Source organism: Leminorella grimontii, from assembly GCF_039789245.1.
GTDB lineage: Bacteria > Pseudomonadota > Gammaproteobacteria > Enterobacterales > Enterobacteriaceae > Leminorella > Leminorella grimontii.
In genome coordinates this window covers 2,052,583-2,074,257 of the sequence record NZ_CP146357.1, presented here as the reverse complement: position 1 = coordinate 2,074,257, position 21,675 = coordinate 2,052,583, and the positions used below count along the sequence as shown (strand labels likewise).

The following is a 21,675-nucleotide window of genomic DNA, read 5'->3' as shown; positions in this document are numbered from 1 at the left end:
TACGGTAAAAAGGGGCCGGATACGAGGAGAACCGCATGCGAATTTTATTGGTAGAAGACGACAGGTTGATTGGCGACGGTCTGAAAGCCGGATTGGGAAAGCTAGGCTTTAACGTGGACTGGTTTTCAGATGGCCTGGTTGGCCAAAGAGCGCTAAGCGCAGCGCCCTATGACGCCGTTGTGCTCGATCTCTCTTTACCCGGCATTGACGGTATGGACATCCTGCGCGCCTGGCGAACCGACGGGCATGACGTTCCGGTGCTGATTTTGACCGCGCGCGACGCTATCGAGAAACGCGTAGAAGGGCTACAGCAGGGGGCAGACGACTACCTGTGCAAACCGTTTGCCCTGACGGAAGTCGCCGCTCGCCTGCAGGCGCTTATCCGCCGTCGGCACGGCCAGCTTACGCCTACGCTAACCTATGGGGATATTACGCTTGACCCCGTTACGATGGCCGTCACCCAGCGGGGGAAGGCGGTTATCCTTAAGCCAAAAGAGTTCGCGCTGCTTACGCTGTTTATGCACAACGCGGGACGCGTGCTTCCTCGCTCACTGATTGAAGAAAAAATTTATAACTGGGATGAGGACGTTTCCAGCAACGCCGTCGAAGTGCATATTCACCACCTGCGCCGCAAGCTGGGCAATGAGACTATTCGCACCGTTTACGGCGTAGGCTATGCGCTGGGAGAACCCAAGTGAAATTCAACAGCCTGCGGCTGCGTTTAACTTTACTGTTTTCTCTGGTCGCGCTGCTGGCCTGGGCGTCGGCCAGCCTGATGGCCTGGTGGCAAATAAACAACAGCGTCAACGAACTGTTTGACACTCAGCAGATGCTGTTTGCCAAGCGGCTAACGGTGCTAAACCCTCAGTCGTTCTCTGAACCGCAAAGCCTGCAGGAAATGAAAAAGACGGTTCGCCACAATCGCGGCAAACTGGACGACGACGCGCTGGCGTTTGCTATTTTCACCCTTGACGGCCAGCGCGTTCTTAGCGACGGAGACAACGGCAAAAGGCTAATCTTCGACTATCGCACCGACGGGTTTGCCGACGGAGGCCTTGTTGACGATGACGATCCCTGGCGCGTGATTTGGCTAATGGCGCACGACAAAAAGCATATTGTCGCCGTCGGTCAGGAGTGGGAGTACCGAGAAGACATGGCAAGGGACATCATTTTATCGCAACTGGCCCCTTGGCTGATTGCGCTACCGATGATGATCCTGCTGCTTATCGGCCTGATTACCTATGAGCTGCGCCCCTTAACGCGGATCGTCAATCAGCTGAACCAGCGTCGCCCTGACGACGACGCGGCGCTCGTCGTCCAGCGGGTGCCGAGCGAAGTCAAGCCGATGGTGGACGCGCTGAATCGGCTGTTTTCCCGCATTGGCCAGATGCTGACCCGCGAGCGACGCTTTACGTCGGACGCCGCACACGAACTTCGAAGCCCTCTGGCCGCGCTAAAGGTGCAGGCGGAGGTCGTTCAGCTGGCGGGGGACGATGACGATATGCGCAACGCCGCGGTTGTGAACCTGATGGACGGCATCGACCGCTCTTCCCGCGTCGTCGACCAGCTTTTGACGCTGTCTCGGCTGGATTCTCTGTCCCAGCTGAGCGACGTTCAGGAAATTGAGTGGCCGCTGCTGCTTCAGACGGCGATTGCCGACCACTATCAAAAGGCGCGCGCAAAGGACATCGAGCTTAGCCTGTCGGTAGAGCAGACGCCTAAACCGATAAGCGGCCAGCCGCTGCTGCTGTCTATTTTACTGCGCAACCTGTTGGACAACGCGATGCGCTATAGCCCGCCGGGCAGTACCGTGGCCGTGACGTTGACGTCAACCGGTTTTCGCATAGAAGACAACGGCCCGGGCGTTAATTCAGACTTTCTTGCGCGCATAGGCGAACGCTTTTTCAGGCCGCCGGGCCAGGAGAAAAGCGGCAGCGGGCTGGGGCTATCCATCGTGGAACGGATAGCCCGCCTGCACGGGCTTGGCGTCAGCTTCCGCAATCGCCCTCAGGGCGGCTTTGTGGCTGAACTAAATATAAATATCGACTAAACTCAGATGCTAAAACAACAGTGACGTTCAAGGAGCGGGATGAGAATTCTTTTGGTCGAAGACGACGAGTTAATTGGGGACGGCATAAAGGTTGGCCTTGAAGAGATGGGCTTTACCGTAGACTGGTTTACCGATGGGCGACTGGGCGAGCAGGCGATACTCTCTGCGCCTTACGATGCTGTAATCCTCGATTTAAGCCTGCCTCATGTCGATGGTTTGGATATCCTTAAGCACTGGCGCCAACAAAGGGTGGATACCCCGGTGCTTATTCTTACCGCCAGAGACGCGCTGAACGAGCGGGTGAGCGGCCTGCAGCTCGGCGCCGATGACTATCTGTGTAAGCCTTTCGCTCTTGAAGAGGTCGCGGCTCGCCTGCAGGCGCTGGTGCGCAGGCGGCACGGGCAGCTGAGTTCGGTGCTGGAATACGGCGATATCGTGTTTGACGTCGCCAGCGGCAGCGTGACCAAAGCTGGAGAACCCGTAACGCTAACCGCAAGAGAGCTGAAGCTGCTTGAACTCTTTTTACTCAGTAAAAGCCGCGTGTTGAGCAAGGCGCTGATTCAGGAAAAGCTTTATTCCTGGAGCGACGACGTCAGCAGCAACACCGTTGAAGTGTATATCCATAACCTGCGCCACAAGCTGGGAAAAGACCTGATTCGAACTATTTACGGCATGGGCTATGCTCTGGGCAGCGATAAATGAAAAACCTCAGCCTGCGTACGCGCCTTATCGCCATTTTTACGCTTCTGATCGTACTGTCCTGGACGGTGTCCGCCGCGATTGGTTATGTCAAGGTTCGCCACCGCGTTCGCTTGATGTTCGACGCCGAGCAGATCCTTTTCGCTCAGCGCCTTGAGCGCTCGGGGCTGGACGATTTATTAAAGCTCGATCCCAACGATAAAAAAACCGCATTTTCCCCGCATTTTAGTCATCAGGCGCGTGAAGCGATCTCCTATGCGATTTTTACGCGGGAAGGGAAGCGGCTAATCGGCGACAAGACTGACGAAGCGGAGATAACGTATTCTCCCAACAAGATGTTGCTTGGCGACAAGCCGCAGTTTATTGAAGGGAAAAAGTGGCGAGTGCTGTGGCTGGTTTCGCAGGACAAGCGGTTTGTTATCGCCATCGCTCAGGAAACCGCTTACAGAGAGCGGTTGGCCAAAAATATTCTGTGGGATCATCAGGTGACGCCGTGGGGCATTATGCTGCCTATCATGCTTATCGCCATTTTCTTTTTAATTAGCCACGAACTCGCTCCGCTTAAGCGCGTTTCGCGAGCGCTAAAGAAAAGGGCGCCGGATGACGAAAGCCCGATTGAAGAAGAGCATATGCCGAAAGAAGTTCAGCCGTTTGTCAATGCGCTGAACGCGCTGTTTCGTAAAACGGGCGATCTGCTGCGAAGGGAGCGTCGCTTCGTTTCCGACGCGGCTCACGAACTGAGAAGCCCGCTAACGGCGCTGAAGGTGCAAACGGAAGTTGCCCAGATGACGGCCAATAAGCCTGAAGTACAAAAGAGGGCGTTAGGCAACCTGACGCTGGGCATTGACCGCGCCTCCCGGCTCGTCGACCAGCTGCTGACGCTGTCAAGGTTGGATGCACAGTCTGAAATCCCGGACCGTGAAGCCGTTAACTGGCGCGCGCTGCTGGAAGAAATGCGTCCGACGTTTGAAGATACGGCACAGGCCAAAGGCACGGAGCTAAAAATCGACTATCGGGGCGATGCGCCGGTGACGCAGGGAAACGTCGTCCTGCTGTCGCTGCTTATCCGTAACCTGGTCGACAATGCGCTGCACTACACGCCGGAAGGCGGTACCGTCCACGTAACGTTGAGCCATGAAACGTTTATCGTCGAGGATTCCGGGCCGGGCGTGACGAAAGAGCACTTGGCGCGCATGGGAGAGCGTTTTTATCGTCCTCCGGGGCAAAAGAAGATCGGCAGCGGCCTCGGTATTTCTATCGTGAAGCAGATTGCCGAGCTGCATCGCCTGAAGGTGGCGTTTCGAAACGGGGAACAGCGGGGATTTATTGCGGAAGTTTCTTTTGAATAGCGTGAATGGGATAAAAGCAAGCGGCGAGGCCTGAACGACCTCGCCGTTTTGTTTTATGATGCGGAGAAGAGCAGCCCAGGAAGCAGCAGGCCGCCCCAAACGATGACGGCGAGGATAAGCGTCACCAGCACGGCGGCGGAACCGATGTCTTTTGCTCGTCCAGACAGTTCATGATGGTCATAGCCTATTCTGTCCACCACCGCTTCAATCGCGCTGTTGAGCAGTTCGACAATCACCACCAGAAAGACCGAGCCTATCAGTAAAATTTTCTCTATCGCCGGCACGTTTAGCCACAGCGCCGCAGCGGTAGCGACGATGCACAGCAGGCATTCCTGTCGGAAGGCAGCCTCGTTTCGCCAAGCGGCTATCAGCCCGGCGCGCGAATATCCCGCCGCCTTAACGATTCTCGTCATCCCTTTGGCCTGTACTTTGCTCATCGCTACCCCCTTATTTTGCAGCGGATCGACAGGTTTTAAACATGTCCAGAGCCGGGTTATAGACGTTCGTTTGGATATCAAAGATGCCTAACAGCGAGTGGAACAGGTTGTCCTGGCTGAACGTACCGGTCTTGGCTTCTTTTTGCAGGCAGTTTTCGTCCAGATTTTGACTTTCCCGGTATTCGGGCGACGTCCACAGGATAAACGGAACGTGCGTTTGCTGTGACGGTGCGATGGCGTAAGGCGCGCCGTGCAGGTAAAGGCCGTTCTCACCCAGAGATTCACCGTGATCGGACAGGTAGATCAGGGCGGTCGCGAACTTATCCCGATGTTTATCTAAAACCGCAATCACCTGGTCTAACATTGCGTCGGTATAGACGATGGTGTTGTCGTAGGTGTTAACCAGCGTTTTTGTGTCGCAGTTTTGAATATCGTTGGTATCGCAGGTCGGCGTAAACTTTCGATACTCGCTGGTATAGCGGTCGTGATAGCTGGGGCCGTGGCTCCCCATCTGGTGCATCACTATAATGCCGTCGTCATTTTGGCCGTTGATATAGTCTTCCAGCTTATAGAGCAGGACATCGTCCTTACACTCTCTGTTCTTACAAAGGTCTGGGAGTTTCAACAGCGTCATATCTTCATTAGGTACGCGATCGCAAACGCCCTTACAGCCGCCGTCGTTTTCACGCCAGAAGACGTTCACTTTCGCCCTGGCAAGAATATCAAGCACGCCTTCGGTATGCTTAGCTCTGGAGCCGCTGTAACCTTTGCGGTTCATGTCGGAGAACATGCAGGGTACGGAGACGGCCGTTGCCGTGCCGCAGGAGCTGACGTTCTGGAAGAACAGCACGCCGTCGCGCTTGGACAGCATCGGGTTGGTGTCACGAGAATAGCCGCCGAGCGAGAAGTTTTCCGCTCTGGCCGTTTCGCCAACCACGAGCACCAGCAGCGTTTTCTTTTTCCTCTGCTGCGCCTCCGGGCCTTTTTTTGCATCCAGCCCAATCTGCACAAAGGGCTTTTGCGAATCAATATAGCTGGACACGTTGCTAATCAGCCCGGCAACGGCGTTTGACGGCACCAGCGTTTTTTCTACCCCGCGGTTGTTGCGAAAAAAGGGCGCATAGTCCTTAAAAAGGAAAAACGCGATGATGAGGACCACTAAAGCGGAAATAACGATACTTGCCGTTTTGGTCAGAAAAAAACGTATGGCGCCTCGTGAAGGCGTGACTTTCGTGAGCAGAACAATAATGGAGGGAATAATACCTAAACAGGTAAACCACAGCACCATCTGCGGCGATACCAGATCCAGCGTTTCGTGAACGTTGGTCTCCAGCGCATTTTGGATCATGTTGCGGTCGATAACGACGTTAAAGGCATACATAAAGTAGTTAACGCCGGCGCCAATCAGAATGAAGGCGATTGCCAAGGGCTTTCGAATATAGGGCCAAAAAAGCAGGCTAAAAATAATATTCAGCAGGCAAAAGAGCACTATCGGCATGGAGATGAAAAATACCAACGTCGCGAGAGAATCGACGCCGACGATCTTCCAGGCCTGAGTAAAAAATCGGGTATTTTGCGCAAGCGTAATAAACAGCGTCACGCCAAGAATAAACGTCAGGTCGCTGCATTGAATTTTCAAGACTTTTCTCACTACAGAGCTCCAGAGATAGCAATTATTCAAACGTGCATAGTTGAGCAATTAAACCTTAATCAATTATTAAGCCAAAATAGTGACGGAGTTCGTTGGCAACCCTTTAAATTTATTGCTATATATGGGCCATAGGCTCATTCCCTATCCTCTGAAAAAGCTAAAGGTGAATGATAAATGACGAGACTCCGTCAATAAGGGGGCTGTAAATGGAACAAACAACACAACCTGCGACCACGCTGAGCCACTTAAAAAGGCGAAAGTATAGTCTCCTAATTAAGTACGCGATGAAGATGTTTGAAGAAGGCGCTTTTCCAACCGTTAGCGAACTCGCGGTCGAGGCGCAGGTATCCCGAGCGACGGCCTACCGCTATTTTCCCACCCAGAGCGATCTCATCGCTGCCGTAGTAGAAGAAACGCTAAAACCCATTATCAACTGGCAGCCGGAACAGAGCGACGCGGAGTCCCGCGTAGAGGCGCTGCTGCGCTTTGCCTACCCCCAAATGTTGAAGCATGAAGGGGCGCTGCGCGCTGCGCTTCTGCTCTCTTTACAGCAGTGGGCCCAGCGGCGGGCGGCGGAGTTTAAGTTGACGTCTCTGGATGATGAAACCTCCGCAGATACGCAGGACCGACTGGTGCGGGGCCACCGTAAGGCGATTTTGTCTCTGGTTACGGAGCCGCTTAACCACGAACTGCCGGAAGCGATGGTTAAAAAGGTCAACTGCGCGCTGTCTATGGTGTACGGCTCGGAAGTTTTCATGGTGTTAAAAGACATCTGGCAGTTGGAAAACGACGAAGTGATGTCGATGACGCAGTGGATGGCGAAGGCCATACTGAATCAGGCCCGGGCCGATGCGAAGGAAAGTGAGGGGAAGGAAGCGCTTTCCCACACGTCTTGACGATGGCTGAGAAAAAGAGCGACGCTGTTTATCAGGATGTCGATTTTTCACAGCTTTATCTTAACCACATGCGGCGAGCGGGAAGGGTGACAAAGCCCGCTAGCAGCTGGGACGAAAAAGCGGAAAAGATGGCGCGAGTTTGCGCCAATCCTGAAGACGAGTATTTAAAAGCGTTTCTGTCGCGAATGGACCTGAGTGGCGCAGAGACGCTGCTTGACGTTGGCTGCGGCCCCGGCACGATTTGCCTTCTCTGCGCGCCGCGCTTGAGGCAGGTTTATGGGCTGGACTACAGCCCCGGTATGCTTGACGCAGCATGTCGACGGGCTAATGAGGCGGGGATCGTCAATGCGGCATTTATTCAGCGTGAATGGGACGCCGCGTGGGACGACGTCCCCGTTTGCGATATCGTCGTCGCTTCCCGCTCTACGCTGGTTGCCGACATGGCAAGCGCGCTGCGTAAGCTTAATGAAAAGGCAAGAATGCGCGTTTATACCACGCACGCCGTCCAATCCCACTTTATCGACGAACGCATTCTTAGTGCCCTGGAGCGCCAAAGCGATGGGCTGCCTAACTATATTTATCCGCTAAATATTCTTTATCAAATGGGCATTCATCCACGTCTCGACTACATTGACGCCCACTATCCACAGCCGCAGCCTGAAAGCTATGAGGCGCTTGAACGGGCCGTGGGCTGGTCTTTGGGGGAGCTTAGCCTGACGGAAAAGCGACGCCTTAAAAGCTACTACCGCCGCTGTGAAGAGGACGACGTGGCGCCACTGAGTTCTCTCAGGCGTTGGGCGTTTATCTCCTGGCAAACGCAAGGCGGCAAATAAGGATTTACCGTGTTTTATATTTCTGATGATTTTATAGACAGACTGCTGCTCGATGACGTTCAGCTAGGGGATCTGACGACTCGAGCGCTGGGTATCGGTTCAATAAACGGTAAAATGCGGTTTATTCGACGGCAGGCCGGTAGGGTAAGCGGCGTTTTCGTCGCCTCTCGCATACTGTTAAAGCTTGGTTTGACGGTTGATATCCTCGTTTTCGACGGGCAGAACGCCCAATCAGGAGAGGTGCTATTGACGGCAGAGGGCCGGGCTGATGCTCTGCACCAAGGATGGAAGGTGGCGCAAAACGTGCTGGAGTGGAGCTGTGGCGTCGCCCAGTACATGGCCGAAATGATGCAGCGAGCGCAAAGCGTAAATCCTTCAGTGCGCATCGCCTGCACGCGAAAAAGCATCCCGGCAACCAAAGCGCTGGCTATTCCCGCCGTACTCGACGGCGGCGGCATCATTCACCGGGGTGGAACGGCGGAAACGGTACTGCTGTTTGCAAACCATCGTCGCTTTTTTTCTAATCCGAACGACTGGGCTGGCATGATCTCAAGGCTAAGAGCGCAGGCGCCGGAAAAGAAAATCATCGTAGAGGCCGACAGCGAGGAGGAGGCAATGGCCGCTTTAGCTGGGCAGCCTGATATTATTCAACTGGATAAGTTTACCCTGCCACAGATCCGCCGCCTTCAGGATCTCGTCGTGGCGACTTCGTCACGCTGTCGGCTGTCGGTAGCCGGAGGAGTTCATCAGGAGAACGTTGCCGACTACGCGGCAACCGGCGTCGACCTTATCGTCACGTCGTCTCCATATTACGCGACGCCCGCGGACGTTAAGGTCGTTTTAGAGCCTCAGCGGTAGGAATCTCAGTGGGTCACAGCCCCAGCGTTGGGCCCACGTGCTCAAACAGAATGTTGACGCCAATGCCGATAAGCACCAGACCGCCTAATACTTCTGCGCGCTTGCCTAACAGCGGGCCGATAAACCGGCCCAGCATCATACCCAGCGTCGCCATAATCATGGTCGCAAGCCCGATAGCCATTGCGGTATGGAAAATATTTACCTGAAGCAGGGCGAGACCAACGCCGACCGCCATGGCGTCGAGGCTGGTGGCGACCGCCGTAGCGGCTAAAATCCAGAATGAGTGCCTGTGCAGCTTGGGCGCCTCAACCTCCGGCGCCTTAAGGCCTTCAACTATCATCCGGGCGCCGAGAATAAGCAGCAGGCCAAACGCGACCCAGTGGTCCCACTCGGTAATATATTGGCCGGCAAACAGGCCGAGGCCCCAGCCGATAAGCGGCGTGATGGCTTCAATCGTGCCAAAAATAAGGCCTGTGCGGAAGGCTTCGCGAAAGCGGGGTTTGTGTAAAATTGCGCCCTTACCGACAGAGGCGGCGAAAGCGTCCATTGACATGCCAAAAGCAAGAATAAGCGTTGCGGAAAGATTCATTATTATTTTCTCTGGTCGGGAAAGCCAATAGCAAAACCGAACGTGGCCCAACCTTACCGCACGTTCGGAATGCTAATGGTCTCGCCTACCCGATAGGGCTGCCTACACCACGCCAGACGTAAAGCCCGGCGAGTATGTTGATGCAGGCGCTAATGTCAAAGACAAAAGCCGGCTACTCCCCAATAACGGACGCATTCTAACATTTGAAACGAAAGTCTGAAATTAAGAAGCGCCTATCAATTATTTTCATCAGTAAATGAGAATTATTTTCATCAATAGCTATATTTAAAACATTCTAACTTTTGATGAGTAAAATAATATTAGCAATAGTTAAATATAAGGGTGAAATGATAAAAGTAATAATCTTTTACCGTATAGAGGGAGATATCACTTCACTTAAAACATAAAGTTTTACATATGTTATTAAGGAATTACATCAATGAGGTTACTCATGGAATGAACAAGTGGTAAAAATGTCGTCACTTTATCTTAAAATGAAAGAGAGTTACACTCGAATATCCTTATGGTCCAATAGTGGACTTATGAACAAATAATGTTTCTTGTTATTATCGTGATAACAAAAGCATATTTCATTAATTGCTTTTATCGAAACAATAAAAAGTCAGCAGGGATATGAATTTAACTCTTTGACGTTAATCATAAAATGAATGGTATCTATGAATTTACCTCAAAAACCGCAGGAAAGCACTTTAAGACTTGTTGAGTGTATTTCAAATATAGGTGAAATCTATTCCCACAACCAGCAGGTTGTATTTTGTCAGGAAATTGAGAATAAGAGAAAAGAGTTCGTTTTCGCCGTGCAGGAAGGAAAGGTGGAAATTTACAGAAAAAATGTTTTCATTGGCGAGCTAAGCGCGCCTTGTATTATGGGGCTATTGCAGTCCTGTTTTCTTATCGATTTCTACCATTTAAAACCCAGCAGCGATAGCGTTATGGTTGCCACTGAACGTAGCACGGCGATGGAAGCCATAACTCAAAAGGGATTGTGGAATGATGTTCTTAACTATCAAGCATATGTCTTTGATATACTCCTCTATCGAAGAGAGTTGATCATCAAAAATTCTGCCTATAGCGTTATTTGCAACCTGCTGGAAGAGCTGGCTAAACTGCCCTTGGCGGAGCGTGAAAAAATTAGCGTAGGAAGCTATATCCTCAAGTACAGCGATATGGCGCGCAGCGGGATGATGCGCATTTTGTCCGATCTCAAAATGGGTGGCTATATAGAAATGAAAAGAGGGAAGCTGATTCAGATATGCAAAAAGTTGCCTGAGAAGTATTAAACATTCCTATCTGATGTTTTGTAAGAAAAATCCTTTCACGATTAAATCAAATTTCGAAAGAAACAACACATCATTCTGCAAGTCGGTATGATAACCTCAGATAATAAAAGCATCGTTTCTTATAATCAAATTGACATTAAAACGCCAAGATTTTTTCTGAAATCCTTGGCGTTTTGTTTTTTTAATATATTTTAAAAGGGTGTTCATTGTTTTCTCTGGTGCTAATTTCATCATTAAATAGTTTAGCGCGTTGCTAATTAAGGCGTGAAGACGACTTTGTGGTTGAACTTATTTGTGAGCATCACGCTTGGCTGACAGAGCCTTGCGGATAAAAGCAAAGCTCTTCAAGCCATCAGGTAAGCGGAAAATTTAGGTTGTATAGCATGGGGGCAGGCGTGGCAGCACTAATACTAAAATATGAATACTCAGATAGAGGTTGTTTATAGTCAGCGTGATTTTTAAGACATCGAATGAAGGAATCCGATTAACGGGGCGTGGACGCCGCTTTCCGGCCTTTGGACCGACCGGAAAGCGCATCGTCGTTTTTATTGCATAAAGCGGCTCATTTCCTCAAAAATTTGCAGGTTTTCGCTGTAGTTGACCGCCTGCACGTCTTCAAGTTTTTCCACCTGACTGACCATCTGGGAGAGGCGTAAATCCTTTTGTACCAAAAGCCAAATGCGGCTTTGGTTGCTGTCTTTGATTGGCATACAGAGGATACCCTCAACGTTGAACGCCCGGCGGGCAAACAGGCCGCAAATGTGCGACATGACGCCAGGATGGTTGCGCACGATGAGTTCCAAAGCAATGGCTTGATTTATTTGCGACATGTTCAGGCTCCAATCATTTCAATATTCGCCGCGCCGGGCGGCACCATCGGATACACTTTCTCGTTGATATCGATAAGCGCATGAATCAGACAGGGGCCCGGTCGGCGGATAGCCTCGGCCAGCGCGGTCTGAGGGTCGGCTTCGCTATTCAGGTCGCAGGTATCCAGACCAAAGCCGGCGGCGATCTTCACAAAGTCGGTTAGGTAAGGGTAGGCGGCGGCAAAAATGCGCTCCTGATAAAACAGCGTCTGCTGCTGGTGAACCAGCCCCAGCGCCTGGTTATTCATCAGAATGATTTTAACGTCCAGACGATGCTCAACCGCGGTCGCCAGCTCCTGAATGTTCATCATCAGGCTGCCGTCGCCGGAGAAGCAAAGTACCTTACGAGAGGGTTCCGCCAGGGCTGCGCCGATGGCGGCAGGCAGGCCAAACCCCATCGTACCCAGGCCGCCGGAGGTCAGCCACTGGCGTGGACGGCGCAGCGGATAAGCCTGCGCTACCCACATTTGATGCTGGCCCACGTCAGTGGTGACAATAGCGCTTTCGTCCACGGAGTCGGCCACGGCTTTGATAAGCCCATAGTGGCTCAGCGGGTTGTCAATGTCGTTCATAACGGACGGATAGTCCGACTTAATCTGGTCGATGTCTGCTCGCCACGCCGCTCGTGGGTTGGCTTCAATCAGAGGCAGTAGGTTTTTAAGCACCTGTCCGACGTCGGCCGCAATGGCGATTTGCGGCCGACGGATTTTACCGATTTCCGCCCGATCGATGTCTACGTGGATAATTTGAGCGTCGGGGCAAAACTGCTCCGCTTTACCGATAGCGCGGTCGTCGAAGCGCGCGCCCATGACGATAAGCAGATCGGCCTGTTGCAGGATAAGGTTAGTGCTGCGAGTCGCATGCATTCCCAGCATGCCGAGATAAAGCGGATGTTCCGCGGGCATGGTGCCCAGGGCCATCAGAGTCATGGTGGTCGGCAAACCGGCTCGCTCGGCCAGCTCCATTGCGGCTCGCTGCGCCTCGGCGCAGACTATCCCGCCGCCTAAATAAAGCACCGGGCGCTTAGCCTGGTTGATTGCGGTGGCGGCGTCCATCACGGCGTGAACGTCAAACGGCGGCGGTGCGTCGGGTTTAGCGATGGGCGGCAGTTCGTCAAGCTCGATGGTGGCGGTCTGCACGTCTTTGGGAATATCTATCCATACCGGCCCCGGGCGCCCGGATTCAGCAATGCGGAACGCGTCACAGATAACCTGGGGCAGCTCGTTGACGTGGCGCACCAGATAATTGTGCTTGGTAACGGGAATCGACATGCCATAGGTATCCACTTCCTGAAAAGCGTCGGTACCTATCATGGAAGATGATACCTGGCCCGTGATGCAAACCAGCGGCACGGAGTCCAGCTTGGCGTCGGCGATGGCGGTGAGGAGGTTAGTCGCGCCGGGGCCGCTTGAGGCCAGGCACACGGCGGCCTTGCCGTTAGTTCTTGCCATTCCTTGGGCGATAAACCCGGCGCCCTGTTCGTGGCGAGCCAGTATGTGTCGGATGACCTTGCTTTGCCCAAGAGCGTCGTACAGCGGAAGCGCCGCGCCGCCGGGAATGCCGGCAACGGTCGTGATGCCCTGACGTTCCAATAAGCGAACGATTAACTCCGCTCCGGTAAAGCAGGTTTTTGGATGTGGCTTGCCCGATTCGACCATCGTTTTTATCCTTCTGTTTGGGCCGACGTTCCCGGGCGGGCGCCTATAAAGCAGAAACCCCGTCCGGTTTGCGCCGGCGGGGTTTCGAAATCTTGCGTTGATTCGGACCCGTTACGGCGCACTGCCGACGACCACCACCACACGCACGACGACCACCGCGGCAGGTTGCGCGGTGAGGAGGAGCGATTGAGCGAATGGGGTTGTCATTACGGGATTACCTTATCTGTTAAATGTGTCAGTAAATGACGCGAACGTTTTTATAAAAGCACAGGCTTACGAAAGGCTCAACGGGTTTATGCAAAAAATGCGCTCTCCCAGTAAAAAATGGGATATTCATCACCTTTATGTGGGTAACTCATAGTGTGAGTAGAGCGCCTGAACGTAGCGCATAAGCTCTCTGCGTACGCTCTCTGGCCCAATGCAGGTACAGCGAGTGCCGAAGCTTAACAAAAGCCGATAACCCCGTTCATCCGGCACAAACGGCATAACGACGTGAAGTCGGCCATCTTCAGTTGGGGTAATATTTTGCGGCGGGCAGTATTCGCTCAGAGCCTCACGCAGAGCCTTATCGGCAATGAGCTCAATATCTATCAGCCTCGGATCTATCCATGCGCTGCACTCCATGCTGGTTGGATTAAACGGCCTGGGCGTAAAAACAGTATTCTGCTCATGCATGTGGACAATTCGGCTCAGCTTGAAGGTGCGGAAATCGTTGCGTTGCAGACAGTAAGCGCGCAAATACCAGCGCTGCTCTTTTAACAGCAGCTGATAGGGCTCAACGCGTCGTACGCTTTGCGCTCCGTCGCCGTCTTCGTAGTGGATTTCCAGCACCCGATGTTTTTCCAGCGCGTCTCGCAGCGCATTAAGGTCTACATGGTGCGAAGGGTAGCCTGTCCACGACGTGAGGTCTATCGCAACCTGGCCGCTTTTAAACGCCACTTCTTCGGCGCGCTGAGGGGGAATCAGGCTTCTCACCTTCGCCCGCGCGGCGCTAAGCTCTGGCGTCGACAGGGCGGGAGACAGGGCGTTTAGCCCCGTCAGCAGCGTTGAAATTTCTGCGTTTGAAAACAGTCGCTTGTCGACTTTAAAGCGTTCTATAACCCCGATGCCGCCATTCGGCCCCGGCTCTGTGACAATCGGGATCCCGGCCCGCGCCAGGGTATCGACGTCGCGATATATCGTTCGAACGGAAACTTCAAACATTTCGGCCAACCTGGCGGCGCTTATCCTGTCCTTTTCCAATAGGGCCATCAGGATGGCAACAATTCGATCTATTTTCATCGTTCGCCTCTAAATGCTGACATACAGATGTCAGGGTTAGCATGCCATAGTTTTGAAAAAGCGAGGGTATTTATCTTAACGGAGGTTAGACAATGAGCTATTTAGACGACTTTCACCGCCTGATGGACACGCAAAAAGAGATTGCGTTGGCGACCAGCCTGAACGACGAACCTAACGTTAGGATCGTCAATTTTTATTATTCTCAGGAAAGCCCGGGCGTCCTTTGGTTTGCGACCTTTAGCGATAACGTGAAGGTGGCGGAATTTGAGAAAAACGATCGCGTTGCTTTTACGACAGTTCCCTACGGCGGTACGGAGCACGTTCGCGCTGCGCGGGCGAAGGTGAAAAAAAGCGCGCTGCCGCTGAGCGCGTTGCAGGATGCCTTTATCGATAAAATACCGGGCTACGCTGATATTATTACTATGGCGGGAGAGGCTTTAGCGCTGTACGAAATCCATTTTTCTCAGGCCAGCGTGGTGCTGGATGCGGAAAGAATGGGGAACGTATCATTGTGACATTGTCACAAATAATTTCACCTCGGCAACCCATTGTAATAGTGTACTAGTTCAGTTAATGTGACGAGACGACGTTATCTTTATTATCGTATAGGTTAGGGAGCCACCTTTGTCCTCGTCCTCATCCAAAATAGAATTCCGCGGCGGCCCGCTGATGGTGCTGGTTCCCGCCGTGGTTTTCCTCATCGTTGCGGTTTACCTGTTTATATTCCAAAAGGCGTTCGACATGAACGGGCTTGCCATGGGCGGTTTTCTCGGCGTTATCGCCGGCTCGCTTTTGGCGAAAAACAGCGTCAACTATTGGAACGGCGCGATTGCCGGCATCGCCGCGCCGCTAACCGGCGTGCTGGTCTGCATCCTGGTGATGGCCGGCATTTTTTCTTCCATGATGAAGGCCGGCGGCATTGCCGGGGGCTTCGTCTGGTTAGGCGTTGAAACGGGGATTTCCGGCGCGCTGTTCTGCACCTTTACTTTTATTGCCACCGCCATTATCGCAACGGCGACCGGCACCTCGATCGGCACTATTTTTGCCGCCGTGCCGGTTTTCTTTGCCGCGGGCGTTCAGCTGGGCGGCGATCCGGCCATGCTGGCGGGCGCGATACTGAGCGGCGCCATTTTCGGCGATAATTTGGCGCCGGTGTCCGACGTAACGGTTATCTCCGCCAGCACCCAAACCTATCGCGACGGCGAAACCGCCGAAGTGGGCGGCGTGGTGGTGTCCCGTAGCCCGTATGCGATTTTGGCCGGGCTTTTGACCATTCCCTTTTATCTGCTGTTCGGTCAGGGTCAAGAGGCCAACATGCAGCTTACGGAAACCGCATCGGCCAGCGGCCTGAGCATGCTGGTTCCGGTTATTATTCTGGTCGCGGTGGCCATCTATACCCGAAATATTTTTTCAGCGCTGATTGTCGGCGTCATCTCTGGGCTGGTTATCGGCCTGCTGATGGGGCGCCTGGAGGTCAGTCAAATCCTGTCGGTGAAAGACGGCCAACTGGACGGCATTCTCTATAACGGCGTAAGCAGCATGGCGGGAACGATTATGCTGTGCCTGTCGCTGTTTGCCGTTATCGGCATTCTGGAGAAAAGCGGCGCCATCGCCGCCATGACGCAGCGCCTGACCCGCGGCAATCAAACTATGAGCGCCGCCCGCGCAGAGGGCATCCTCGCCGCCGGGGCATTTTTATGTTCGACGGTGTTTGCCGGCGTCACCAGCGCGGCGCTCATCCTGTTTGGTCCGATTGGCGATAAGGTTGGCAAAAGCGCTGGCCTGCACCCGTACCGACGTTCCCACATTATGAGCGCCATGGCCAACAGCATACCGGTCATTCTGCCGTTTAGCGCCTTCGTCTTCGTCGTGATGATCGCGGTGAAGAGTCAGTCTTCCGGCGACGTTATCACGCCGTTTACGCTCTTAACCAGCGCGTTTTATCCCTGGGCGCTGTTCCTCGTTTTTGGCGGCAGCGTGATAACGGGCTTGGGGCGTCGCTTTGAAGGCAATAACCGCGCCTCGCTGAAAGCGCCGATGGAGAATGAAAATGATGAACGATGAGTTTGAGCTTTACGATCTGCACGTTGAGGTCGTCCCTGACGGCGACAGGCCCTACGTTTGTTCGCATCACACGGGGCAAGGCTTTGACGTCGTGGGTGAGAACCTGATTTTTCCAGAAGGGGGCCGCTTTTCTCTCTACGCCATGGGGGCGCTGCTGCCTCTGCTTCCGGCCAAGCAAAGAATGACTCATGCGCACGACTGGATGACGACCGATGCGCTGATAGCCTGTCCGGACCCATACTGCGGCGCACGTTTTAGGATTACGCGCACCGGCCTTAGAACGTTCAGGCACGGTGAGTGTACGGTCGTACCGCTTAATGCGGATACGCCTTCAAAATAAGAGTAACGGATAAACAATAATGGAAAACGCGACACGAATTAATTTGACGCCCGACTATCAGACATGTCGAATCATCAACGGCGGCTGGCAGCTCTCCGAAGGACATAAGCTACAGGGTGAGCACGACTTCTCGTCGGTTCTAAAAGCCTTTCATCAGTTGGCGGAACGCGGCTTCACCACCTTTGACTGCGCCGATATTTATACCGGCGTAGAAGAGCTTATCGGCCAGTTTATTCTTGAAAGAAGGCGCGACACGGGGAAAGACGACGTTCAGGTTCACACCAAGTTTGTGCCCGACCTGTCCGCGCTGTCCGAGGTCGACTATCACTACGTCGAACGCATCATCGCCCGCAGCCTAAAGCGCCTTAATAAAGAGCAGCTGGATCTGGTGCAGTTTCACTGGTGGGACTACCAGGTGCCCGGCTTTCTGGACATCGCCGGGCACCTGGTTCGCCTGAAGGAGGAGGGGCTGATTAAAAATCTGGGCACCACCAACTTTGACACGGCTCATCTGCAAAAATTGGTCGACGCCGGTTACCCCTTAGTCAGCAACCAGACGCAGTACTCCGTGCTCGACAGGCGCCCCGAGCGGGCGATGGTCGACTTCTGCCAGCGCAACAACGTCAAGCTTCTGTGCTACGGCTCTCTGGCAGGCGGCTTTTTGTCTGAGTCATGGCTGGGTAAGCCTGCGCCTTCGACGTTGGAAAACCGCTCTCTGGTGAAATATCGCCTGATTATTGATGACTCCGTCGGTTGGGATGGCTATCAGCAGCTGCTACGGCTGATGAAAGAGATTGGCGAGCTTCGAGGCTGTTCACTGTCCAACGTGGCGGTAATGTACATACTGAATAAGCCCGCGGTTGGCGCAGCGATTGTCGGCACCCGCAGTGAGCGGCATATTGCCTCCAACGAGAAGGTCTTTAGCTCGCGGCTGCTGCCGGAAGACGTTCAGCGCATCGACGACTTCCTCAATCAGCACCGCATTCCCGACGGAGAGCCGTTTGGGCTGGAGCGGGAAGAGGGCAACAAGCATCGCAATATCATGAAAATGAACCTGAACGACGAGTAAAAAACGCAATAAAGGCGTGCTCGTGGCGCCGCTTTAGCGTTATGCTTCTGTTACTCAGACCGGCGGGGCCGTCAGGCTTTGGCCCCGCAATAAGAAAAGTAAAAGCGGGAGCATTCATGAACGTGATACTCGTGAAAACCGAGCCGGACGACGTATGGCTTGCCGAATCCCTTAGCCAATACAACACGGCCGACTACTATGCCAAATACGGCATAAGCTGGAAAACCCACCTGTTTACCACCAACTGGGAGATGCGGGAAAACTACCGCGTCGTCTACGACGATACCCACGTCGGTTTTTTGATGCTGGAAGCCGAACCGGAATCCGGCGAACTGTATATCCACGATCTGCAGCTGGATAAGGCCTATCAGCGGCGGGGCATCGGTTCTCAGGTGCTGACGCTCATTGAGCGCCTGGCGCGTCAAAGAGAAATCCAGCACCTGAGGCTGAGCGTTTTTATCGACAGTCCGGCGCAGGCGCTGTACGGCAGCAGAGGGTTTGTTGTGGTTAACCAGAATGAAAGTAGGGTGAGTTTGTATAAGCAGTTATAGAGAAAGGGCCGCGAATGCGGCCCTACGTTCTTATACGCGCTACTTCAACGGCGGCACGCCGTCCTGCCAGCTATCCCAGTGGTTTACGATATAGTCGGTCATCTCTGAGCCTACCGTCGCGATGTTTTCCACCGTTTCCTTAAAGCCGCCGGCGGTCTGGCCCGGAGCCGGGTCCAGGTGTTCCAGCGTGGTTTCTTTCGGGTTGCCCTGATCGAAGTTCACCGCGCCGCGCAGGCTTAAAATCCGCTGCGTGGAGCCTTCCGTTTTGGCGATAACCTGAGTAATCGCCGCAATTTCCATTTCCGTCATCAGATAGTCGTCCGCGCCGTACAGCTTGGCGATATACTGCGCCTCTTTTGACATGCCCGGCCCGTGGAAGAAGGTGTCTCCGGTCATATGCGTGCCGGTCAGCACCTTTGGCGTGCGGCGAGCGTTAGCGTCCGGATAGCGCTGGCGGTATTTCTGCGCGCCTTCGGAGTCTTGTAGCTTTGTGTCTCCCGTGATCTTCATGGCCCAGGAAACCAGCGTTGGGTTGAACTGATAGCGGCGGATGTTTTCATAGCCTTTACGCGGCATAAAGGTTTGGCCGTCGTGAAGGCCTTCTTCCGGCGCCCAGCGGTGGCCAAGGTCGTAGTCCACCGCCCAGGTGGCCCAGCTCACGTCGCCAATCGTTCCGCGAGACGGCGGCGTACCGGCGACGCCGTTAATGATGAAGTAGGCTTTGGACATATCAAACTTCGGGTTGAGAAGTATCGCCTGCATGGATGAAGAAGAGGCGACTTTCCCCATGCCCAGCACGGAACCGCATACGCCGCTGTCGTTACAGAAGACGGGGTTTGACGCGCCCTTGACTGTGATGGGCTGGCTGTCTTTGAAATATTTTTCGTACCAGTTTTGGAATTCGCCCGCTTTATCTCCGGTGTTTTTACCAATTTCAAACATAGAGCCGACAAAAACCTTCACCTTAATCGGCGCATCGTCGGCCAGTGCGTGGCCTGACGCCAGAAGAGGAAGGAGAACCAGCGAACTAATACCTTTTTTAAACATCGTTTTGTTTCCCGTTTTTGTGTACGTAATCGTTTGCGCTATTTTCTCCGTTTGGGAACAAAAAGGCCAGATGTCGATAATGAATTTATGTCATTAAAGTTTGGCAGGACTATGCCAGGTGCTTATCGCTTGTAATTAAACCTGATGGAATAGGCGCCATTTTTCTTGATGGCGATGTCTGCGACAATGAAAATCTGAACGCGCTTCACGGCAGAAGAACTGCTTAAGAATTATACTAAAAGAAGAAAAACCACTGGCATAAATAGAGGAGGCGCACGATGTACAAGTCCATCTTAGTCCCTTTAGACGTCATGGAAGACGCTCTGTCCCACAATGCGTTAAAGCACGCGGTTGGTTTGGCGAAAATGACCGGAGCGAAGCTGCATTTGCTGCACGTCTTGCCCATTTCCACCACGATCATCAACGCGTATGAGCTAGGCTATCTCGATTTGAAAGACAAGGCGTCGGCGATTGCCGAAGAGCGCCTAAAGCATCTGGCTGATGGCGTTGACCTGCCCAAAGACCGCGTTTCTTATTCGCTGGCCTTCGGTTCAACCAGGGATGAAATTGTTGAATCGACGCAAACCGTACAGGCCGACCTTATCGTTATCGGCTCGCGCAGGCCCAATATAAAAACCCATCTTTTAGGCTCCAACGCCTCCGGCATCGTACGGTATGCAACGACGTCGGTGCTCGTCGTCAGGTAATCAACTCAGGTGCCGGGCGGAACATTTCGTCCGGCATGCTTTATTTTCTCTTTCTCAATATTGAATACTGTATTTTCATACAGTATCTTTATATCTGTCATTTCGGTCAGGGCCGTCTTCGTATTTCTACAAACGCCCCGGCCAGTGAGGGGGAGAAAATGAAAGACAAACTGTTGCATAAGCTTAAGGTCCTGGCCGAGTCGGCAAAATATGACGTGTCGTGCTCCTCAAGCGGCGTTGCGCGCAAGAATAACGGTTCCGGGCTAGGGAACGCCAGTGCCTGGGGCGTGTGCCACAGCTTTACCGAAGACGGGCGCTGCGTTTCGCTGCTTAAGGTGCTCATGACCAACGTTTGCCTTTATGACTGCGCCTACTGTGTTAATCGACGCAGCAATGACGTTGAGCGGGTTGCTTTCACACCCGAAGAGCTGGTTGAAATCACGCTGGAGTTCTATCGTCGAAATTATATCGATGGCCTGTTTTTAAGCTCGGGCGTGCTGAAAAGTCCCGATCACACGATGGAAAGAATGATAAGAGTAGCGAGAAGCCTGCGTACCGTTCACGGCTTCCAAGGCTATATCCATATGAAGACCATCCCCGGCGCCAGCCGCGCGTTAGTTTATCAGGCCGGGCTGGTAGTCGACCGCCTGAGCGTAAATCTGGAAATCCCGCTGGAGCAGGACCTCAAGCGCCTGGCGCCGGAGAAAGATCATCAGAGCGTCTATAAACCGATGCACTTTATTCAACAGGGCATGCAGCAAAGCCTGGAGGACAGAAAGAAGTTTCGTTCCGCGCCGCGCTTCGCCCCGGCCGGGCAAAGCACGCAGATGATCGTCGGCGCTGCGGGCGACAACGATCGGGATATTCTTCATCTCTCCTCCTCCCTTTATCAGCGCAGCGGAATGAAGCGGGTGTATTACTCCGGTTATATTCCCGTGAATACCTACGACGCCAGATTGCCAACGACCACGGTGCGTGAAAACACCCTCAAGCGGGAAAATCGCCTTTATCAGGCCGACTGGCTGATGCGCTTTTACCAATTCAGCGCGACGGAAATCGTCGATTCCGGCCAGCCTTATCTTGAACTGGATATGGATCCCAAGCTGGCCTGGGCGCTCAGGCACCCGGAGCAGTTCCCTGTGGACGTCAACACGGCGGACTACGCCATGATTTTACGCATACCCGGTGTCGGCGTTAAGTCGGCGAAAATGATCGTCGCCGCCAGGCGGCACGGGCGGTTGACGCTTAGCGGATTAAAAAAGATCGGCGTAGTGCTAAAGCGGGCGCAGTATTTCATCGCCAATAACGAGCTGCCGCACTTTACCATACAGGAAGCGACGCCTGAATACGTCAGGCGCGCGTTGACCGAACCCGCAAGCGTTCGGCCGCCGTCACAGCAGCTGTCGTTAGGATTTTAAGGGGCAGA

At 53.4% G+C, this 21,675-nt stretch carries 23 protein-coding genes and 1 riboswitch; of the genes, 15 read left to right on the top strand and 8 right to left on the bottom strand.

Annotation, left to right across the window (positions count from 1 at the left end; genetic code table 11):
- Positions 1-35: 35 nt before the first annotated feature.
- The 4 genes from qseB to qseC (V8L73_RS09725) are packed head-to-tail and all read left to right on the top strand — an operon-like array spanning position 36 to position 4,098.
- Positions 36-698 carry a quorum sensing response regulator transcription factor QseB gene (qseB, locus tag V8L73_RS09740; RefSeq protein WP_027273156.1) on the top strand — a complete coding sequence of 221 codons (663 nt, stop codon included), beginning with the start codon at positions 36-38 and terminating at the stop codon, positions 696-698.
- Positions 695-2,050 (top strand): quorum sensing histidine kinase QseC, encoded by a 1,356-nt coding sequence (gene qseC / locus V8L73_RS09735; protein WP_027273157.1) that lies wholly within the window; start codon positions 695-697, stop codon positions 2,048-2,050. The genes qseB and qseC (V8L73_RS09735) overlap by 4 nt, the downstream gene beginning before the upstream one ends.
- Before the next feature lie 39 nt (positions 2,051-2,089).
- Complete coding sequence (locus V8L73_RS09730; protein ID WP_347254742.1) at positions 2,090-2,752, top strand: response regulator; 663 nt, start codon at positions 2,090-2,092, stop codon at positions 2,750-2,752.
- Entirely contained in the window at positions 2,749-4,098 is a 1,350-nt protein-coding gene (qseC, locus tag V8L73_RS09725) for a quorum sensing histidine kinase QseC (protein WP_347254741.1), read from the top strand. Before V8L73_RS09730 ends, qseC (V8L73_RS09725) begins: the two co-directional genes overlap by 4 nt.
- A gap of 53 nt (positions 4,099-4,151) precedes the next feature.
- Here qseC (V8L73_RS09725) and V8L73_RS09720 read toward each other — a convergent pair whose 3' ends face one another.
- Both V8L73_RS09720 and eptA read right to left on the bottom strand, forming a co-directional pair.
- Positions 4,152-4,535, bottom strand: coding sequence for a diacylglycerol kinase (locus V8L73_RS09720; RefSeq protein ID WP_347254740.1), 384 nt, complete (start codon positions 4,533-4,535; stop codon positions 4,152-4,154).
- 10 nt (positions 4,536-4,545) lie between these two features.
- Positions 4,546-6,186: a phosphoethanolamine transferase EptA gene (gene eptA, locus V8L73_RS09715; RefSeq protein WP_347254739.1), complete on the bottom strand. Its 1,641-nt coding sequence runs from the start codon at positions 6,184-6,186 to the stop codon at positions 4,546-4,548.
- A gap of 206 nt (positions 6,187-6,392) precedes the next feature.
- Between eptA and V8L73_RS09710 the strand changes: the two genes are divergently transcribed.
- Genes V8L73_RS09710 through modD form a run of 3 tightly spaced genes read left to right on the top strand, consistent with a single transcriptional unit; the run spans position 6,393 to position 8,773 of the window.
- Complete coding sequence (locus V8L73_RS09710; protein WP_027273162.1) at positions 6,393-7,082, top strand: TetR/AcrR family transcriptional regulator; 690 nt, start codon at positions 6,393-6,395, stop codon at positions 7,080-7,082.
- 2 nt (positions 7,083-7,084) lie between these two features.
- Positions 7,085-7,915, top strand: coding sequence for a class I SAM-dependent methyltransferase (locus V8L73_RS09705; RefSeq protein ID WP_347254738.1), 831 nt, complete (start codon positions 7,085-7,087; stop codon positions 7,913-7,915).
- 9 nt (positions 7,916-7,924) lie between these two features.
- Positions 7,925-8,773 carry a ModD protein gene (gene modD, locus V8L73_RS09700; RefSeq protein ID WP_347254737.1) on the top strand — a complete coding sequence of 283 codons (849 nt, stop codon included), beginning with the start codon at positions 7,925-7,927 and terminating at the stop codon, positions 8,771-8,773.
- Between the two features lie 13 nt (positions 8,774-8,786).
- Here modD and mntP read toward each other — a convergent pair whose 3' ends face one another.
- Positions 8,787-9,362: a manganese efflux pump MntP gene (gene mntP, locus V8L73_RS09695; RefSeq protein ID WP_261830937.1), complete on the bottom strand. Its 576-nt coding sequence runs from the start codon at positions 9,360-9,362 to the stop codon at positions 8,787-8,789.
- A gap of 13 nt (positions 9,363-9,375) precedes the next feature.
- Positions 9,376-9,555: riboswitch (yybP-ykoY riboswitch) on the bottom strand.
- A gap of 484 nt (positions 9,556-10,039) precedes the next feature.
- On the opposite strand from mntP, the gene V8L73_RS09690 reads away from it, so the two are divergent.
- Entirely contained in the window at positions 10,040-10,663 is a 624-nt protein-coding gene (locus tag V8L73_RS09690) for a helix-turn-helix domain-containing protein (protein ID WP_347254736.1), read from the top strand.
- A 545-nt stretch (positions 10,664-11,208) separates the two neighbouring features.
- Here V8L73_RS09690 and ilvN read toward each other — a convergent pair.
- The 4 genes from ilvN to V8L73_RS09670 all read right to left on the bottom strand — a co-directional run bounded on the left by ilvN (position 11,209) and on the right by V8L73_RS09670 (position 14,471).
- A complete protein-coding gene (ilvN, locus tag V8L73_RS09685) occupies positions 11,209-11,493 on the bottom strand; it encodes an acetolactate synthase small subunit (protein WP_261830938.1) in 285 nt (94 codons plus the stop codon).
- A 2-nt stretch (positions 11,494-11,495) separates the two neighbouring features.
- A complete protein-coding gene (gene ilvB, locus V8L73_RS09680; protein ID WP_347254735.1) occupies positions 11,496-13,190 on the bottom strand; it encodes an acetolactate synthase large subunit in 1,695 nt (564 codons plus the stop codon).
- Between the two features lie 111 nt (positions 13,191-13,301).
- Positions 13,302-13,397 (bottom strand): ilvB operon leader peptide IvbL, encoded by a 96-nt coding sequence (gene ivbL, locus V8L73_RS09675; protein ID WP_071783243.1) that lies wholly within the window; start codon positions 13,395-13,397, stop codon positions 13,302-13,304.
- A 135-nt stretch (positions 13,398-13,532) separates the two neighbouring features.
- Positions 13,533-14,471: a YafY family protein gene (locus tag V8L73_RS09670; RefSeq protein WP_347254734.1), complete on the bottom strand. Its 939-nt coding sequence runs from the start codon at positions 14,469-14,471 to the stop codon at positions 13,533-13,535.
- Between the two features lie 92 nt (positions 14,472-14,563).
- Here V8L73_RS09670 and V8L73_RS09665 point away from each other — a divergent pair, with 92 nt between their 5' ends.
- From V8L73_RS09665 to V8L73_RS09645, 5 genes are all read left to right on the top strand, one after another.
- Entirely contained in the window at positions 14,564-14,986 is a 423-nt protein-coding gene (locus V8L73_RS09665) for a pyridoxamine 5'-phosphate oxidase family protein (RefSeq protein WP_347254733.1), read from the top strand.
- Positions 14,987-15,095: 109 nt separating this feature from the next.
- Complete coding sequence (locus V8L73_RS09660; RefSeq protein WP_347254732.1) at positions 15,096-16,535, top strand: Na+/H+ antiporter NhaC family protein; 1,440 nt, start codon at positions 15,096-15,098, stop codon at positions 16,533-16,535.
- On the top strand, positions 16,522-16,875 hold the full coding sequence (locus V8L73_RS09655) for a TIGR04076 family protein (RefSeq protein WP_347254731.1): 354 nt from the start codon (positions 16,522-16,524) through the stop codon (positions 16,873-16,875). Before V8L73_RS09660 ends, V8L73_RS09655 begins: the two co-directional genes overlap by 14 nt.
- 19 nt (positions 16,876-16,894) lie before the next feature.
- Positions 16,895-17,944 carry an aldo/keto reductase gene (locus V8L73_RS09650; RefSeq protein WP_347254730.1) on the top strand — a complete coding sequence of 350 codons (1,050 nt, stop codon included), beginning with the start codon at positions 16,895-16,897 and terminating at the stop codon, positions 17,942-17,944.
- Positions 17,945-18,060: 116 nt separating this feature from the next.
- Positions 18,061-18,495 (top strand): GNAT family N-acetyltransferase, encoded by a 435-nt coding sequence (locus tag V8L73_RS09645; RefSeq protein ID WP_347254729.1) that lies wholly within the window; start codon positions 18,061-18,063, stop codon positions 18,493-18,495.
- Positions 18,496-18,534: 39 nt separating this feature from the next.
- Here the strand turns inward: V8L73_RS09645 and V8L73_RS09640 are convergent, their stop codons facing one another.
- Positions 18,535-19,542 (bottom strand): purine nucleoside permease, encoded by a 1,008-nt coding sequence (locus V8L73_RS09640; protein WP_347254728.1) that lies wholly within the window; start codon positions 19,540-19,542, stop codon positions 18,535-18,537.
- Between the two features lie 278 nt (positions 19,543-19,820).
- Between V8L73_RS09640 and V8L73_RS09635 the strand changes: the two genes are divergently transcribed.
- Positions 19,821-20,249 carry a universal stress protein gene (locus tag V8L73_RS09635; RefSeq protein ID WP_027273176.1) on the top strand — a complete coding sequence of 143 codons (429 nt, stop codon included), beginning with the start codon at positions 19,821-19,823 and terminating at the stop codon, positions 20,247-20,249.
- A 158-nt stretch (positions 20,250-20,407) separates the two neighbouring features.
- Positions 20,408-21,667, top strand: coding sequence for a putative DNA modification/repair radical SAM protein (locus tag V8L73_RS09630; RefSeq protein ID WP_347254727.1), 1,260 nt, complete (start codon positions 20,408-20,410; stop codon positions 21,665-21,667).
- Positions 21,668-21,675: the final 8 nt, after the last annotated feature.

Coding starts and splice junctions, on each gene's coding strand:
- V8L73_RS09705 (WP_347254738.1), top strand. CDS start 7,085: ATGGCTGAGAAAAAGAGCGACGCTGTTTATCAGGATGTCGATTTTTCA.
- mntP (WP_261830937.1), bottom strand. CDS start 9,362: ATGAATCTTTCCGCAACGCTTATTCTTGCTTTTGGCATGTCAATGGAC.
- V8L73_RS09655 (WP_347254731.1), top strand. CDS start 16,522: ATGATGAACGATGAGTTTGAGCTTTACGATCTGCACGTTGAGGTCGTC.
- V8L73_RS09665 (WP_347254733.1), top strand. CDS start 14,564: ATGAGCTATTTAGACGACTTTCACCGCCTGATGGACACGCAAAAAGAG.
- qseB (WP_027273156.1), top strand. CDS start 36: ATGCGAATTTTATTGGTAGAAGACGACAGGTTGATTGGCGACGGTCTG.
- V8L73_RS09640 (WP_347254728.1), bottom strand. CDS start 19,542: ATGTTTAAAAAAGGTATTAGTTCGCTGGTTCTCCTTCCTCTTCTGGCG.
- V8L73_RS09630 (WP_347254727.1), top strand. CDS start 20,408: ATGAAAGACAAACTGTTGCATAAGCTTAAGGTCCTGGCCGAGTCGGCA.
- ilvB (WP_347254735.1), bottom strand. CDS start 13,190: ATGGTCGAATCGGGCAAGCCACATCCAAAAACCTGCTTTACCGGAGCG.
- V8L73_RS09720 (WP_347254740.1), bottom strand. CDS start 4,535: ATGAGCAAAGTACAGGCCAAAGGGATGACGAGAATCGTTAAGGCGGCG.
- V8L73_RS09730 (WP_347254742.1), top strand. CDS start 2,090: ATGAGAATTCTTTTGGTCGAAGACGACGAGTTAATTGGGGACGGCATA.
- V8L73_RS09710 (WP_027273162.1), top strand. CDS start 6,393: ATGGAACAAACAACACAACCTGCGACCACGCTGAGCCACTTAAAAAGG.
- V8L73_RS09690 (WP_347254736.1), top strand. CDS start 10,040: ATGAATTTACCTCAAAAACCGCAGGAAAGCACTTTAAGACTTGTTGAG.
- ivbL (WP_071783243.1), bottom strand. CDS start 13,397: ATGACAACCCCATTCGCTCAATCGCTCCTCCTCACCGCGCAACCTGCC.
- V8L73_RS09645 (WP_347254729.1), top strand. CDS start 18,061: ATGAACGTGATACTCGTGAAAACCGAGCCGGACGACGTATGGCTTGCC.
- V8L73_RS09635 (WP_027273176.1), top strand. CDS start 19,821: ATGTACAAGTCCATCTTAGTCCCTTTAGACGTCATGGAAGACGCTCTG.
- qseC (WP_347254741.1), top strand. CDS start 2,749: ATGAAAAACCTCAGCCTGCGTACGCGCCTTATCGCCATTTTTACGCTT.
- V8L73_RS09670 (WP_347254734.1), bottom strand. CDS start 14,471: ATGAAAATAGATCGAATTGTTGCCATCCTGATGGCCCTATTGGAAAAG.
- ilvN (WP_261830938.1), bottom strand. CDS start 11,493: ATGTCGCAAATAAATCAAGCCATTGCTTTGGAACTCATCGTGCGCAAC.
- V8L73_RS09650 (WP_347254730.1), top strand. CDS start 16,895: ATGGAAAACGCGACACGAATTAATTTGACGCCCGACTATCAGACATGT.